Origin of the sequence: Pontibacter sp. BAB1700 (genome assembly GCF_000277005.1) — a bacterium.
GTDB lineage: Bacteria > Bacteroidota > Bacteroidia > Cytophagales > Hymenobacteraceae > Pontibacter > Pontibacter lucknowensis.
Map to the genome: position 1 here is coordinate 1 of NZ_AKIS01000113.1, position 15,012 is coordinate 15,012.

At 49.7% G+C, this 15,012-nt stretch carries 12 protein-coding genes and 2 pseudogenes; 8 read left to right on the forward strand and 6 right to left on the reverse strand.

Going from position 1 to position 15,012, the window contains the following annotated elements:
* The first annotated feature begins 127 nt into the window (after nucleotides 1-127).
* The 7 genes and pseudogenes from O71_RS13580 to O71_RS13610 all read left to right on the forward strand — a co-directional run bounded on the left by O71_RS13580 (nucleotide 128) and on the right by O71_RS13610 (nucleotide 4,249).
* Nucleotides 128-786 (forward strand): annotated as a pseudogene (locus tag O71_RS13580) (NADPH-dependent FMN reductase).
* Nucleotides 787-880: 94 nt separating this feature from the next.
* Nucleotides 881-1,459: a Crp/Fnr family transcriptional regulator gene (locus O71_RS13585; protein WP_007657719.1), complete on the forward strand. Its 579-nt coding sequence runs from the start codon at nucleotides 881-883 to the stop codon at nucleotides 1,457-1,459.
* Nucleotides 1,460-1,572: 113 nt separating this feature from the next.
* Nucleotides 1,573-2,235: an NADPH-dependent F420 reductase gene (locus tag O71_RS13590; RefSeq protein ID WP_040574289.1), complete on the forward strand. Its 663-nt coding sequence runs from the start codon at nucleotides 1,573-1,575 to the stop codon at nucleotides 2,233-2,235.
* A 44-nt stretch (nucleotides 2,236-2,279) separates the two neighbouring features.
* Nucleotides 2,280-2,852, forward strand: coding sequence for a YceI family protein (locus O71_RS13595; protein WP_007657721.1), 573 nt, complete (start codon nucleotides 2,280-2,282; stop codon nucleotides 2,850-2,852).
* A 20-nt stretch (nucleotides 2,853-2,872) separates the two neighbouring features.
* Complete coding sequence (locus tag O71_RS13600; protein WP_007657722.1) at nucleotides 2,873-3,325, forward strand: DoxX family protein; 453 nt, start codon at nucleotides 2,873-2,875, stop codon at nucleotides 3,323-3,325.
* 284 nt (nucleotides 3,326-3,609) lie between these two features.
* Nucleotides 3,610-3,837: a hypothetical protein gene (locus O71_RS23935; RefSeq protein ID WP_155800896.1), complete on the forward strand. Its 228-nt coding sequence runs from the start codon at nucleotides 3,610-3,612 to the stop codon at nucleotides 3,835-3,837.
* Between the two features lie 40 nt (nucleotides 3,838-3,877).
* On the forward strand, nucleotides 3,878-4,249 hold the full coding sequence (locus O71_RS13610; protein ID WP_007657725.1) for a hypothetical protein: 372 nt from the start codon (nucleotides 3,878-3,880) through the stop codon (nucleotides 4,247-4,249).
* Between the two features lie 30 nt (nucleotides 4,250-4,279).
* Here the strand turns inward: O71_RS13610 and O71_RS13615 are convergent.
* The 5 genes and pseudogenes from O71_RS13615 to O71_RS21830 form a co-directional block, all read right to left on the reverse strand.
* Nucleotides 4,280-5,580 (reverse strand): annotated as a pseudogene (locus O71_RS13615) (DUF5690 family protein).
* A 159-nt stretch (nucleotides 5,581-5,739) separates the two neighbouring features.
* The gene (locus O71_RS13620; RefSeq protein WP_007657726.1) at nucleotides 5,740-6,150 is read right to left on the reverse strand and encodes a response regulator; all 411 of its coding nucleotides are present in this window, start codon (nucleotides 6,148-6,150) and stop codon (nucleotides 5,740-5,742) included.
* Between the two features lie 69 nt (nucleotides 6,151-6,219).
* Nucleotides 6,220-6,675, reverse strand: a complete 456-nt coding sequence (locus O71_RS13625) for a hypothetical protein (RefSeq protein WP_007657727.1) — start codon at nucleotides 6,673-6,675, stop codon at nucleotides 6,220-6,222.
* Nucleotides 6,676-7,027: 352 nt separating this feature from the next.
* Nucleotides 7,028-7,660 (reverse strand): response regulator transcription factor, encoded by a 633-nt coding sequence (locus tag O71_RS13630; protein ID WP_007657733.1) that lies wholly within the window; start codon nucleotides 7,658-7,660, stop codon nucleotides 7,028-7,030.
* Between the two features lie 39 nt (nucleotides 7,661-7,699).
* Nucleotides 7,700-10,369 carry a PAS domain-containing protein gene (locus tag O71_RS21830; RefSeq protein ID WP_007657735.1) on the reverse strand — a complete coding sequence of 890 codons (2,670 nt, stop codon included), beginning with the start codon at nucleotides 10,367-10,369 and terminating at the stop codon, nucleotides 7,700-7,702.
* Nucleotides 10,370-11,108: 739 nt separating this feature from the next.
* Between O71_RS21830 and O71_RS13645 the strand changes: the two genes are divergently transcribed.
* Nucleotides 11,109-11,603 carry a hypothetical protein gene (locus O71_RS13645; protein WP_237717842.1) on the forward strand — a complete coding sequence of 165 codons (495 nt, stop codon included), beginning with the start codon at nucleotides 11,109-11,111 and terminating at the stop codon, nucleotides 11,601-11,603.
* 202 nt (nucleotides 11,604-11,805) lie between these two features.
* On the opposite strand, the gene O71_RS13650 is transcribed toward O71_RS13645, so the two are convergent.
* Nucleotides 11,806-15,000 (reverse strand): efflux RND transporter permease subunit, encoded by a 3,195-nt coding sequence (locus tag O71_RS13650; protein ID WP_040574287.1) that lies wholly within the window; start codon nucleotides 14,998-15,000, stop codon nucleotides 11,806-11,808.
* Nucleotides 15,001-15,012 lie beyond the last annotated feature (12 nt).

Below are 15,012 nucleotides of genomic sequence, written 5' to 3' on the forward strand. Positions count from 1 at the left end.
CCAATAACTTTTTGCTGAATTACCGTTAAACAGATGGAGGTTGCGGAAGCAACTGATGTGCTAAACGATCTCGCTTACGCACAGCAATAAGGTATACAGTGTTTTAAAGACTAAACAAAGACAACCAATGGAAGAGCAACAAACCAGCCATCGTGGGCATACCCGTTTCCTCGTTTTCTCTGCCTCACTCCGAAAAGGGTCGCTCAACACCAAACTGGCCAAGCTGGCTGCGAAGGTGATCGAACAGCACGGTGGCACCGTAGATTTTGCCGACATGGAAGCCTTTGACTGCCCTTCGTTTAACCAGGACCTGGAGGTGGACAACTACCATCCGGAAGGGGCCGCGGAATTCAGGAAACGTATCCTGGACAACGATGCTTCATCATCGCCTGCCCTGAATACAATGGGTCTATGCCGGGCGTGATCAAGAATGTGATCGACTGGACCTCGCGTTTCCGACCGCAGCCTTTTCACCAGCACCACGCCCTGCTGCTGTCTGCCTCCCCTTCCATGGCGGGCGGCAACCGGGGGCTTTGGGCGCTGCGTGTACCGCTGGAGCACCTCGGCACCCGTGTGTACCCCGACATGTTCTCGCTCGCCACCGCACACGAGGCCTTTGACGAGAACGGAGGCCTGAAAGACAAAACGCTGGCCAAACGGTTTGAGGACAACCTGGTGTCGTTCATGAACCTGGTGGAAGCCTCCAAGCACTATCCTTGCATCAAAAAGGCCTGGGTGGAGTTCCTGGGCGAGAAACCAACAAAAGAAACAGAGCGGGTGGAATAAAAAAGCTAAATTGGGTACATGTTTCAGATCCGGCTCAGCAGCGATAGCTGGACCGCTTTTTCACTGATCGAACGCACTCCATAACGCCTAGGTGATGTACACGTTATACTTTCAGCACTTTAACAGCAAAGTCCGGCTTACAGAGGAGGAACAAGAGCTCATCAAAAGTTACCTGACTCTGAAGAAGCTCCGCAAAAAGCAATACCTGTTGCAGGAAGGCGATGTGTGCAAAGTGATCGCTTTTGTGGAAAAGGGTGCCTTGCGTGCTTATTCCGTGGACGAGAACAGCAACGAGCACATCATCCAGTTTGGTCTGGAGGGCTGGACGATCTCGGACCTGTACAGCTTCCTGACAGGCGAACCGGCCACCTACAACATCGACGCCCTGGAAGACTCGGAACTGGTGCTCATCAGCAAATCGGCACACGAGGAGCTGCTGCAAACCATGCCCAAGTACGAAACTTTTACCCGGCTCAACATCACGGGAGCCTACCTGGCCATGCAACGCCGGCTCACCTCCATTATCAGTGCCTCTGTGGAGGAGCGCTACCAGGATTTCATCAACCTCTACCCGCATATTGTGCAGCGGKTCTCCCAGCACATGATCGCCTCATACATGGGCCTCACCCCCGAGACCCTGAGCCGCATCAGAAAGCGCATCTCTTCTAAATAAGCCTATAGCTGCTTTTACAAAAGCATTGATTTGAATCAATGTGCTTTCTTGACTGGGCTCAATGCGACGAGGCAGCGCATGGTCGTACCTTTGTATTGTTAATAATGAAAGGTATGAAGACAATGCAAACCATCGCCATTATAGGAGCTTCCGGAAACATGGGATCAGCCATTTCCAGAGGCCTGGCCAAAGGCAACTACCGGCTGCTGCTTTGTGCCAACGACCTGGACAAAGTACAGACCGTAGCCGACGAGATCAAGAGCAGCCACCCAGGCGCCGAAGTAGCGGTGTCGGACTGCTCCCGGGATGCCTCCTGGGAGGCGGACATCATCATCGCGGCGGTACCTTACACTGCTGAGCGAGAGGTAGCCGAAAAGGTAAAAGACGTGGCCAATCAGAAGATCGTGATCAGCATCGCCAATCCGCTGAACGACGCATACGACGGGCTTGTGTCCGCCCCGGATACCAGTGCTGCGGAGGAACTGCAAAAGCTGCTGCCGAACGCCAAAGTGGTCAAGGCTTTTAACACAACCTTTGCCGCAGACTTCGCCACGCCTGTCATTGACGGGAAACAGGCCGACGCCTTCGTTGCCGGAGATGACCAGGAGGCCCTGCAGACCGTGGTTGAACTGGTAGAAACAGTTGGTTTCAACCCGATTGTAGCAGGTGGCCTGGCCGTGAGCGGCACGCTGGAGCGTATGCAGTTGCTGCTGATCCAGCTCAACATGAAGAATGGCTATAACTGGCTGGCTGGAAGATCCTGCATCACTAATTAAATCACCAACAATTATATTCAAACACTATTTAAATCACACATTTTATGAAAAGAGTATTCTTAATCCTGTTAGCTTTTGTATCCCTGACGGCATTTACAACCCTGAGCTCCGTTTGGACAAACGATGACGCCCACTCACAGCTCGGTTTTACAGTGAAACACCTGGGCATTGCCGATGTATCGGGTACTTTCAATGACTTCGATGTGAAGATCACTTCCACCAAACCTGATTTCAGTGACGCCGTGGTAGAATTGACCGCCAAAACTGCCTCAATCGACACCCGTGTTGATGACAGAGACAACCACCTGAAGAGCCCGGATTTCTTTAATGTAGAGAAATACCCGACGATGGATTTTAAGAGCACCTCCATTAAGAAAGCCGGCAAAGACAGCTACAAGCTGACTGGTAACCTGACTCTGAACAGTGTAACCAAACCCGTGACCATGGACATGAAATACAACGGCACAGTAGAGAACGCCATGAACAAAAAGCAGACGGCTGGTTTCCAGGTAACTGGCACGATCAAGCGCTCTGACTTTAACCTGGGCAGCGGTTTCCCGGCCCCAATGATCAGCGACGAAGTGCGCATCAAAGCGGACGGTGAGTTTATCCAGTAAGTTTTAAACAGGAATCAGCCATGAAAAAGCTATTTAACATACACCAGAGCGCCAACAGCATCGATGTGGCGCTGCTGATCACCCGGGTAGGCGTGTCCGCTCTCATGCTCACGCACGGGTGGCCCAAACTGGGGATGCTCTTCTCAGCTGATCCGGTTCAGTTCCCGGCCGTCTTCGGCCTGAGTGCAACAGCTTCACTGGCCCTGGCCGTTTTTGCAGAGGTGCTTTGCTCGCTGCTGATCCTGGTTGGTTTGGGCACGAGGCTCGCCACCATCCCCTTGATCATTACCATGCTGGTGGCCGTGTTCCTGGTACATGGGGCGGATCCGTTCGCGAAGCAGGAACTGGGACTACTATACCTGATGCCCTATATCGCGCTGCTTTTAGCGGGTAGCGGCAGGTACTCCCTGGATCATCTGCTGATGCAAAAGGTGCTTCGCCCGGCTTATGTAAGGCCACTGTCTATCCAGTAAAAATGAGCTTTTAATAGGTGCTTCCGGGATACACCCTTCCTGGAAGCACCTTTACTAATATAAGCTGTTATGAAACGAAAACAGTTTATTAAAGCCCTCTTAACAGGAGTAGCAGGCATGACCACCCTATCCGCTTTCAATCGATTTACTGATAACCTCAGCAAGCAGGAGCAATTGAAGCCAGTGAAAAGCCTTACCTTTGTAGGGGCCCGGTTGAGCGGGTCGGAACCTAAAGTACGGTTGCCCATTTTGACCGATGTGGCATGCCACATACCTGAATATCTATGAGCGCTAGCAAGAAATGTCCTAACTGCGGTAAATGGTCCCGCTGGAACCAAAACCCCACTGACCGATGCGAGCACTGTCACAGTGTGCTTGACCCGGTTGCCGTTGCCCGTCAGGAAGCACGCGAGCAACGCCGGCAGGAGGAAGATGAGCGTTTTTCTATAAAAATGATCGAGATAGACCCTAATGACCCTGGTATATGCGGTTTTTCAAGAGAATCGGGCTAGGCCTGCAAATCGCCTTCGTCTCCATTATCTCCTTTATCCTATGGCTGATCGCATTGCTGGCCGGATAAACTGGAGCACCCTCAGCCCGCTGTTCTGGCTATTGGCAGCCGTATACCTGGTACATGTGGTATGGCGCTGGCTGCAACTGCCGAGAACCTGGTGGGTGCAGCACTACCTGGACGATCTGCTTTGCCTGCCGCTGGTGCTCACCGTCACGCTGTTTATACTGCGCTTCTTTTATGGCCCTTGGTTGCGCCTCTCCTGGTACCAGGTAGCTTTTACAGTAGTTTACTTTTCACTGGCCTTTGAGGTGTTCTTCCCGAAGTTTATGCCCCGCTATACCTCCGATTGGGTGGACGCGGCACTTTACGCGGTAGGTGGTGTGATCTTCTACCGGTTTTTGAACAAGTAACAGCGCTGGTGCATCTTTATAACCAGCAAATCATACTTGTACCGCCTTGGCCTCGCTCACTTCCCTTATCCTCATTTTCTCATACTTCCTTCCAAAATACACCATGGAGAAAGCGGTGAGCAGGATACCGATCGCGGAAAGAGCGATCACACTGTTAGAGAAGAACGTCACCCAGTTCAGCTGTACCTGCAGGATCTCTTTGCTAAACAACACCCCGACACTGCCCACATAGCCAAAGGAATCGGCCAGGTAGATCAAAAAACCTACGTTACCGGTATACCTGAAAGCGGAGATCAGACGGTCGAAAAAGACGGCATTGAACGGGATGTACACCATGTATAAGCCCAGCCCGACCAGCATCATCCACCAAACCGGGTCAAGTGATTGTGCAGCAAAAAGCGCTGTGGAAATACCGGCGATTGCAAACCCCAGCAAGATAAAAACATGCGCTGTCTGCAGTGCTTTGTAATTGTTTTTGATCAACACCATACTGCCGATCAATACCAGAATGATCAGGGTAATCGGCGTCTCTGTTTTTGAGAAAATGGCAGGCTGATCAATATACCCCAGCTCTATCCACATTTCTGCGCCAAAGTTATCGCGTATATCCCGGAAGATCGTCGCAAAGCAGTAGATGATGACGCAAACAACTATACCGGCCAAAAATTCTTTGATAAAGCGTTTCCGGTCATTCTCTGTCATAGGAGCCCGCTCGGTTCTCAGCCTCACATCCTCTTCGCTGGGTGGCGGAATCCTTTCCATCAGGAAAACAAATAGCAAGAGTGGGAGGGCAAACACTAAACCGGTGTAGAACGGCACCCAGAACTCCGATACGCCAAACTGCACCATCAGCCAGGCACCGACCGACTTCACAAAACCGGAGGCGAAGATGAAGCTCACCGCCAGTGTTGCTCCGATAAAGTCGGTGCTTCTCCTCCCCTCGACATAAGAGAAGACGACGCCCCAGAGCATGCCTAACGGGAAACCATTGATAAACAGAAAAGCAATGTTATAGGGTGCCGGCACCAGGCAAATAGCAGCCAGCTGAGCCAGGCGATACCTGTCAGCAGCAGAATCACGGTGCCTCTTCCTGTTCGTCTGAGTTCCGCGATGTACTTAATGCCGTAGAATTTGGCCAGCAAATAACCCAGCATTTGGCTGATGACCAGAATCGTTTTGTAGCTATAGCCGGCAATTTCAATCCCGTCGAAAGTAGCAACCGTAAACGACTTCCTGAAGCCAAAGATCATGGTGTAAGCAAAAAATACCACCACTGCAGCGTAAAGCCCTACTTTAATCTGGCTACTGTTCTTATTTATGAATGCTGCCATGCCTTTTCCATCATTTCCAGAATAGTGATTTTATCTTCTTATTGGGAATGTAGTCAATAGCGATGAAATTATTGCGTAAGTGGTAAGATTTGTTTTGGTTTTCTGATGATCAGACTTATCTCAATTTTTCAGTCACTTGGTCGAGCACTTGATTTCTGCTTACTGTAAATTAGCCAGCTCTTCGAGTTCCTCCCGTTGCAGTGGTTTATTAATAAAGCCCTGCACACCGTACTCATACATTTTCTCCAGATCGTGTGGGTGACTGGAGGTTGTTAGCACGAATACAGTTACTTTATCTTTTATTCTGTCCTCCAAAGAATCAAAAAACTCCATGAATTCCAATCCATCCATGATGGGCATGTTGATGTCAAGCAGCACAATCAGAGGAATATCTGACTTGCATTCGGGGTTACCTGTGCTGAAACGGTTCTGGATAATAGCATGGGCTTGCTGCCCGTTGAGAGCAACCATTATCTCCTCAACAATTCCACTCTTTTTTATGATCAGCGTATTGACATAGTTCGTGGTTTCATCATCGTCCACGAGCAGTATGCAGGGAATCTTATTCATGTTAATTAGTAAGTAATGCTAGTTTCTACTGTTAGTCTGATCAGGCGCTGTATACAACGATATCTGCAGTCAATCAACTGAAATGTTATCTTCCTTATCATGCAGTTTCAACCAGGCGGAAATTTCCTGTTTGGTGCTAAAAAAAAGAAACTCCATCTCGGGGTGCTTCCTCAGCCACAAGTATCGCCCGATTCTTTCTCCGAAGCTGTTGGGCTTGGCTATATGGATGAAGCTACTCACTCCCAGGCGCCTCATTCTCAGAAGCCATACCTGTGAGAACCAGTCAATTGAATCATCCCATACAGAGATGAGAGAACTGCAGTCATTCAGCAGGTTTTCAAAAGGGATTTGCTGTATGAGCGACTCTACCCATATTGCCACTACTTCTATCTGGTGTTTTGTGGTATAGCCATACCACTCCATCACAAGCGCACGCTGTGCTGCGTGTAGGGTAACTTTACTGTAAGTTTTCCCAAATTCATTTACAAAAGTCTTCTCCAGATTGATGGGCAGACCAGTAGGCATTTGATTTAGATTTTCGATAATGTTTTGTTCCGAAAAGCACTAGTTGAAGACAATTGTAGTATATAGCTTAACAATGAAACAGGGGGAACAGCCCGCAAAAGGACTAACAAGGGGTATTGGTTGCGAGCTACACTTACGCGGCAAACAGGCTACCTGTCACTGGCGTTTATAAAGTGAAAAGCTATACTATATACAAAGGTAGTCTAACCTATACCCGGATTGTTGGGCTGAATAGCTAAAGACATGTCACGAAAATGGGGATTGCTTTGTCGCATTTTTCACGACAAAGCTTAAGTGGCGGCAAGGTGCTGCAAATACCTATGAACGGCGCCCTAAAGTTTTTTCAAGCAGACTAAATAAGTTTGTTCTGAATGCAGTAGCGGATAAGGTCCGTATTGGACGAGAACTTCATTTTTTCGTTTATCCGATTTCGGTACGTATTTACCGTACTCAGTGTCAGACTCAGGTTCTCTGAAATAGATTTCAATGATTCTCCTTCCGCTATCTTGCACATGATTTGAAACTCTCTGTCTGAAAGTGTTTCATGAGAAACCAGCAGTTTATTGTCACCTACCAGCGTATCTGCCAATAGTTCAGCAAGGGAGGCTGTGATATACTTACCGCCGTTCCATACCTTCTTTATTGCCATGACCAGTTCTTCTGCAGCGCTCTCTTTGCATAAGTATCCGGAGGCACCAGCTTTCAGAGACCGCAGGGCATAGGTTTTTTCGGGGTACATACTCAGAATGAGCACTGGCAATTGAGGAAACATGCGCTTTAAGTCAAACAACACATCCAAGCCGCTTTTCACGGGCATGTTGATGTCGAGCACGACAAAATTTGCATCACTTTTTTTCAGCTTTTTCAGTACTTCTGCCCCGTTGGTGGCCTCCGCCACCACGGTGATATCGGGCTCGTTTCTAAGAACTTTTTTGAGTCCCTCCCGAATCAGCACATAATCGTCCGCGATTAATAAATTAATCATCCTGTCAGGTAAGTTTAAAATGATGGTTTACAATTCTATTCAGTCAAAGGGCACTTCAAGAGTCAAGCGTGTTCCTTTGTTCTGCTTTGATTCTATGGACAAACTCGCGCCAATTCTTTCGGCTCTCTCCTGCATTCCCAGAAGTCCGAAAGTTCGTGTTCCGGATAGTTTGTCATCTTGCAGCCCTTTGCCATTATCTTCAATCGTAAAACAGAAGTGGCTGTTCGTCTTCGCTATCTGAATGCTAGCCTTGGAGGCTCCGGAGTGCCGCACGATGTTCGTCATAGATTCCTGCATGATCCGGAATACCTCGATGGATTTCTCGTTTTCCAGTTCGACATAGTCCACATAAGAGAGTACATCCATTTGGATGGAGCTACGCTTCTGGAAGTCCTGTGCCTGCGACTCTAGCTCGGATAGCAAGCCAAAGTTATCCAGCACTGCAGGCCGAAGAGTCGCTACAATCTTTCGTACCGATGCAATCGAGCTATTGATGGTTTTCATCATGGACTGCAACTCCTCCTGCAACACCTCCTGCTTCACATGTCCTTTCGCAAGGGTTTTAAGCAGCAATGTTACATCAATTTTGAGAGCTGTAAAAGCCTGCCCAAGTTCATCGTGCAATTCACGTGCAATATACTTGCGCTCCTCTTCCCGCATTACCTGCAAGTGACGGGTAAGTGCCTGTAGTTGCTCATGCGATTTGGAAAGGGACTCACTCGTCTTTTTCCGTTCTTTTATATGCTCTTTCAGCAGCTCATTCGTGTTTTGCAAAGCAGCTGTTCGACTCAGCACACGATTCTCCAAGTCACGGTTGTTGTCTTCAAGTTCTGAGTTGGCCAGGTTCAGTTCATGGTTCGTTACAGCTAGTTTTTCAGCCATCGTCTTAGCCTTCTGCTCACTTTCTTCCAGTGCTTTGCGGGCATTCACCTGCTCTGTTACGTCCGTTACCAAGGTATAGAAACCATGTACCATGCCTCCCCTGCAATCAGGTATATAGCTCACTTGAATGTGCTTCACAAAGTCTTCCCTGTAGGGCATAGTTGCTTCAAAGTCCAACATTTCTCCGGCCAGGGCCCTCTGTATGTTGGCTTTCACATTATGGTAAGATGGCTCCCCTACTACCTCCCGGACTGTTTTCCCCAGTAGCTCCTGCGAGTCCACCAGAAACCATTTTTCATAGGCTTTATTTGCGAAGCGATACCGCTCTTCCCGGTCCAGGTAACCAATCAGAACCGGAAGCGAATCAGTGATCAGTTTCAGTTGCTGCTCACTTGCCTCCACCGCTATCCTGGACTTCACTTGTTCTGTTACTTCAAGCGCGAAAACGACCACACCGTCTACCTGTTTCTGATCGTTAAACTTGGCCTGCAGTATAAACCGAAAGTATCTGTCTTCAATTACGCCATCCGCAGGCCGCACGAAAGGTATAAGCAGTTCAGACTCCTCGTGGGTATTGCCTTGTTCATACACTTCTCTGAAACTCTTATAGACAAGATTATGCTCTATCTCAGGCAGTGCTTCCAGTATAGGCCTACCCAGCAGTTTCCGTTCCGGGAAGAGCCCTTCGTAAACCGGGTTTACTAAGGTATACACCAGTTCTGGTCCTTCGACAATACAAATGGCTGCAGGCGCCTTCATGAATAAGTTTTCAAGCCGCTTACGCTGTCTTTCAGCCTCTGCTTCAGCCCGCTGCAGTTCGCGGGTTCGCGTCTTTACACGTCCTTCCAACTCCCAGTTCAACTCCAGCAGCGATTCGGATTTCTGCTCTAACTCCTGCTTTGTCTGAATAAACTCGGTAACATCCAGCGCAAAAATCAGTATGCCATCTACTTCACCTTTCGTATTGTAAATAGCCTGATAAATAAAATTCCAATAGATATTTTCAACCGGTTGATCTTCATAGCGCGCTACCGGAATCAGTACCTCTTTCCCTTCAAAAGTGACACCTGTCTGGTAAACATTCCGTATGATTTCCGCGATTGGTTGGTTCTCCAGCTCTGGAAGCGCCTCGAATAGTGGCAGCCCTACCAGTTTACGCCCTGGAAACAGCTTTTGGTAACTGTCATTTATCTCTTTGTATACAAAATCAGGGCCTTCCAGTATAGCTAAGGCAGCAGGTGCCTGCTCAAACAAACGCTCCAAACGAAACCGCTGTTGGTCACCCAGCGCAGTGGCCCGTTTCTCCCTCACAAGGCTCTCCGCTAACTTACGTTCCGTAACGATCTGATCTGATACGTTGGTGGTTTCATGAAGTATGTAAGCTACTTTACCTCCTTCATCGAAAATAGGAATGTTGGTTACGTTCCAATAACGCTCCAAAAACTGGCCAGGCTGCTGAGGGTCACTAATATCATATTGCTGCAAATCCATCCGGTGCGGTTTGCCCGTCGCCAGTACCTGATCTAAAGAAGCTCTCAGGTTAATGGTGGCGAAAGCATGAGGGGAGCCGGGATTGTCAGGAAAAGCATCAAACAGATACTTGCCTACAATGTCCTCCCGTGTCATGAAAATCTCTTTTAAGAGCGCGTCAGTAGCGGCCTCTACCACAAACTGCGGAGAGAGCAGTAAGCTGGAGCCACTCTGGGATTGAAAAATATGGAGGAAGGGTATAGCGTGCACACTTGCGCTTTCTGTAGAGGGAGAAAGTACAGCATCGGACTCCGGGCTTGTACTGCCCGGCAGGTTTTCAAATGGCATATTATTCATAAGTTTCAAGCTTGTGCTTTACCTCAGCCCTCGGTTAGGAGAAGTGGGTAAAGCAGTAGGGCATTCGTACTGGTTGCTAAATAGGTAATGACTGAAGCTCAGCTGAACTGAAAGTAAATCAGCTAATAAATTCCCTTTGAGAGTGGAGGTTGTTCAGACCCATGCAGGGGTCGGTAAGCTGCTGTATATGGATGGGCAAAGGCTTGATGCATAGATATTCGCTTGGTAAGTTTTCTAAGGCAAAACCTTAAAAAAACACATTAAAAATTTAAGCACTTCGGCTGGTTTCAAGGCTGAAGAAACTCAGCAGCAAAACCTATCAACAAGTCAGTTTTAGAAAAAGTGCCTTTAAACTATTTAAACCCTCTTTTTACTATGTGTTAACCGGTGTATATCAGACCTGCCAAGTAGTTCAATATTTTATAGGGCTTTAGCTTAATCATTAAAAATAAAAACTTCTCAAAACCTCCCATAACTACTCATACAGAGCTAGATGCCCTATTAGGAGTAAGAAAAAGGAATGGTCTAGTACTATGTAGTAACCAGCATCTGCTTTTCTGGCATGTTGCCTGAAATCCGGTAATTAAGATGTAATTTTTTTTTCAAAAGTGGATCCGGAGTACCATCCGATGTAAAAGAATTCCTGAGTCCGAAGATGGTGGTAAAAGCATAGAATACCACCACTGTCTGAGGGGTGAACGGCTGTAATTTTGCTAACTTGCAGGCTATAACGCACAGCTTGAATAAGCAACAAATCAATTTGAATAAGCAAATCAGAAACCAGATAAAAGCCATTGCGCTTTACCAGATCTTCGGCGGTATTTTAGGTATAGCACTCACTGTTTGGGTGCTATTCAACGGCGAGATGGTGGTAGACCAGATGGCCATGCGTATCGGCCTTTTTGCCGGCGGACTTTACATCTTTTCCATCCTTTGCGGCCGTATGCTATTCCGCAATCACAAGCGCGGATTGGTGCTCTCCATTATTAACCAGGTGCTGCAGGTGGTGTACTTCTCCTTCGGCAGCTACGCCTTCCAGTATGTAGCGGGCTTACGTATCGGGGTTGGGGTGGACATGGTAGAAGGATGGATCTTTAAATTCAGGCTGGCACTCTCCTCTTTCCACTTCAGCATCGGCACCGACCTCGGCCAGAAATTCATCGGCGTAAACCTCGTTGCCCTATTCCTGATCTTCTGGTTAGAAAGGTTGCTGGAGAAGGTAAAGGAAAATTAGACAAGGACCCCTACCCCATAGGTCAAGCTGGCACAACTCGCTACCAGGATACTTTCAGGATGACATTGAGAAGAAAAACAGCCTTCGCTAAGCTGTTCCAGGTATAGGTACAACCTCAGGCAAAAACGAAAAGCCCCGACCAAATGGCCGGGGCTTTTCATTGATACCAGGATCAAAATGCCCTGTATCTTACTACTCAAACTTAAGGATTCACATAAGCCGGATCACCGCCATCGTTATCCGGCAGATCACCGCCTTTAGCACGAAGTTCGGCCAGGCCTTTTTTTCCGTAGGCGATACGGGTGATCACCACATACAGCACCGGCACCACGAATATGGCCAGGAAGGTCGCGGCCAGCATACCGCCGATCACCACCCAACCAATGGTCTGCCGTGACACGGCTCCTGCACCAGCTGCCAGCGCCAGCGGAACCACACCCAAAATGAAGGCCAGCGAAGTCATGATGATCGGACGCAGACGCAGCTTCACCGCTTCGATGGTCGCTTCGATCAGGTCCATACCCCGGTCTACACGCTCCTTGGCAAATTCCACAATCAGAATGGCGTTTTTGGCCGCCAAACCGATCAGCGTGATCATACCGATCTGGGCGTACACGTTGTTGTCCAGCTTAGGCAGTAAGGTGAGTGCCAATATAGCCCCGAACATACCCAGCGGAATCGCGAACAGGATGGAGAACGGCACCGACCAGCTTTCATAAAGCGCAGCCAGCAACAGAAGTACCAGCAGGATCGAGAGCGAGAAGATGTAAATCGTGCTCGCACCCGCTGCACGCTCTTCGCGGCTCAGACCGGTGAACTCGTAGCCATAACCGGCGGGGAGTACCTCGGCAGCTACTTCCTCCAGCGCATCCAGCGCCTGACCACTACTGTAGCCCGGAGCCGCGTTTCCGTTGATATCGACAGAGCGGAACAGGTTGTAGTGTGAGATCACCGCAGCGTTTTCTACTACCCGCGAGGTCACCAGCGCACTGAGCGGCACAGACTGTCCTTGCCTGTTCATCACATAGTACTGCTTCAGGCTTTCGATATCCATGCGGTAGGAAGTGTCGGCCTGGGCCACTACCCTAAAGTTACGGCCGTAGCGTGTGAAGTCGTTCACGTAACGGCTACCCATGTAAGTGGACATAGTCGAATAAATATCAGCGATGTTCACACCCAGTCGCTTCGCTTTTTCACGGTCTACATCTATGTGGTAACCCGGTGTTTTGGCTGTGAAGAAGCTGTAGGCCATCCCAATCTCTGGGCGGGCATTGGCAGCAGCCAGGAACTGCCCCATCACCTGCTCCAGTTCACGCACATCCCCTGCCCGACGCTGCTGCAGCACGAAGGTGAAACCACCCGACTGCCCCAGACCAGGTATAGCCGGAGGCGCTACCAGTCGCACGTTAGCTTCTTTTATACCCGCAATCTTCTGCTGCACTTCAGCCATCACCCCGTTCAGGTGTGAAGCCTCGTCCTTACGCTGGTCCCAGGGCTCCAGCTGCACAAAGAAGGTACCGCTGTTCGACTTAAACGAAAAGTTAATCGCATTCAGACCAGCAATGGAGGTATAGTTTCGAATCGCTTCCACAGAACCCAACTGGTTACCAATCTCCTCAAGTATCTCCGAAGTCCGACTCATCGAAGCGCCTTCCGGCAGCTCCACCGACACGAACATTCGCCCTTCATCTTCTGTAGGTATAAAGCCGGTTGGCTTGGTGGCGAATAGCCCGAATGTGCCCACATAGATACAGATCAGGATGATCAGCACTAGTGGTGTCGCTTTGATACTCTTGCGCACCCCTACCGAATAACGCTCGGTGGTGCGGGCAAACCAGTTGTTGAAGTTGTAGAAAAACTTGTTGATGCCGCGTGAGTCTTTGTTCACGTTCATCGGCTTCAGCATCAGGGAGCAAAGTGCCGGCGTGAGCGTAAGGGCCACGAAGGCAGAGATCAATACAGAGATCGCAATCGTGATCGCGAACTGCTGGTATAGTCTACCCACGATACCAGGTATAAAGCCCACAGGTATAAACACCGCCGCCAGGATCAGACCAATGGCAATAACCGGCGCCGTGATATCTTTCATGGCCTTGCGGGTAGCTTCTCTGGCTGAGAGCTTTTCATGGTCGATGTAGTGCTGTACGGCCTCCACCACCACGATGGCGTCGTCCACCACAATACCGATCGAGAGCACGAACCCGAAGAGTGTGAGCGTGTTGATGGTGAAGCCCAGCGGGATGAAGAACACGAAGGTACCGATGATGGACACAGGTATAGCCAGGATCGGAACCAGCGTTGCGCGCCAGCTCTGCAGGAACAGGAACACCACCAGGATCACCAGAATCAGGGCCTCCACCAGCGTCTTCACCACCTCGTTGATCGACACCTGCACTACTGACACTGTTTCGAAGGATACGATGTAGTCCACATCGGCCGGAAAAGAAGCCTTCAACTCGTCAAGGGCAGCGTAGATGCCTTCGGCGGTCTCCAGGGCGTTACTGCCCGGTGCCTGGTATAGGAGCATCATCGTAGCCGGGTTACCGTTGATCTTGGACTGACGGCCATAGTCGAAGCGGCCGAACTCGATGCGGGCCACATCGCGCAGGTATACTACCGAACCGTCCGTCTGGTTGGTGCGCACGATGATGTCGCCGAACTCCTCCTGCGTCTGCAGTCGGCCGGTTACCGTCACCGGATACTGGAAGGCCTGTGTATCGTACTGCGGCGCACCGCCTACCGTACCAGCTGCTACCTGTAGGTTCTGCTCCTGTATGGCTGCTGTGATTTCGTTTGCCCCAATGTTATACTGCGCCAGCTTGTCTGGCTGCAGCCACAGGCGCATACTGAAATCCTGCCCGATGGAGGTGATATCTCCCACCCCGCTTACACGCATCAGGGCATCCTTGATATAGATGTTGGTGTAGTTGTCGAGGAACTGGATATCATGGGTACGGTTTGGCGAGTAGATACCAATTACCATCATGATACTCGGGTTACGCTTACGCACCGTCACGCCCAGTCGCCTTACCTCTTCCGGCAGGGTCGGCTGCGCGATGCTGGCACGGTTCTGCACGTCAAGTGTCGCAATGTCGATGTCGGTGCCCACCTCAAAGGTAACCGACATGTTCATCTGGCCGGTACTCGTGTTGGTAGAGGTGATGTAAGCCATACCTGGCGTACCGTTGATCTGCGTCTCCACCGGTGTGGCCACCGACTGCTCTACCGTCAGGGCATCAGAGCCGGTATAGTTGGCCGACACCGATACGGTAGGCGGCGAGATATCCGGGTATTGCGTGACAGGCAAATTCATCATGGCCAGCAATCCCACCAGCACGATCACAATCGAGATCACCATGGCGGTGACGGGCCTTCTTATAAATACTTCTGAAATCATCTTGCTTGTTAA

Bases quoted from the DNA above. Each gene is read 5' to 3' on its own strand.
- O71_RS13650 (WP_040574287.1), bottom strand. From the start codon at position 15,000: ATGATTTCAGAAGTATTTATAAGAAGGCCCGTCACCGCCATGGTGATC.
- O71_RS13610 (WP_007657725.1), top strand. From the start codon at position 3,878: ATGGCTGATCGCATTGCTGGCCGGATAAACTGGAGCACCCTCAGCCCG.
- O71_RS13625 (WP_007657727.1), bottom strand. From the start codon at position 6,675: ATGCCTACTGGTCTGCCCATCAATCTGGAGAAGACTTTTGTAAATGAA.
- O71_RS21830 (WP_007657735.1), bottom strand. From the start codon at position 10,369: ATGAATAATATGCCATTTGAAAACCTGCCGGGCAGTACAAGCCCGGAG.
- O71_RS13595 (WP_007657721.1), top strand. From the start codon at position 2,280: ATGAAAAGAGTATTCTTAATCCTGTTAGCTTTTGTATCCCTGACGGCA.
- O71_RS23935 (WP_155800896.1), top strand. From the start codon at position 3,610: ATGAGCGCTAGCAAGAAATGTCCTAACTGCGGTAAATGGTCCCGCTGG.
- O71_RS13630 (WP_007657733.1), bottom strand. From the start codon at position 7,660: ATGATTAATTTATTAATCGCGGACGATTATGTGCTGATTCGGGAGGGA.
- O71_RS13590 (WP_040574289.1), top strand. From the start codon at position 1,573: ATGAAGACAATGCAAACCATCGCCATTATAGGAGCTTCCGGAAACATG.
- O71_RS13620 (WP_007657726.1), bottom strand. From the start codon at position 6,150: ATGAATAAGATTCCCTGCATACTGCTCGTGGACGATGATGAAACCACG.
- O71_RS13600 (WP_007657722.1), top strand. From the start codon at position 2,873: ATGAAAAAGCTATTTAACATACACCAGAGCGCCAACAGCATCGATGTG.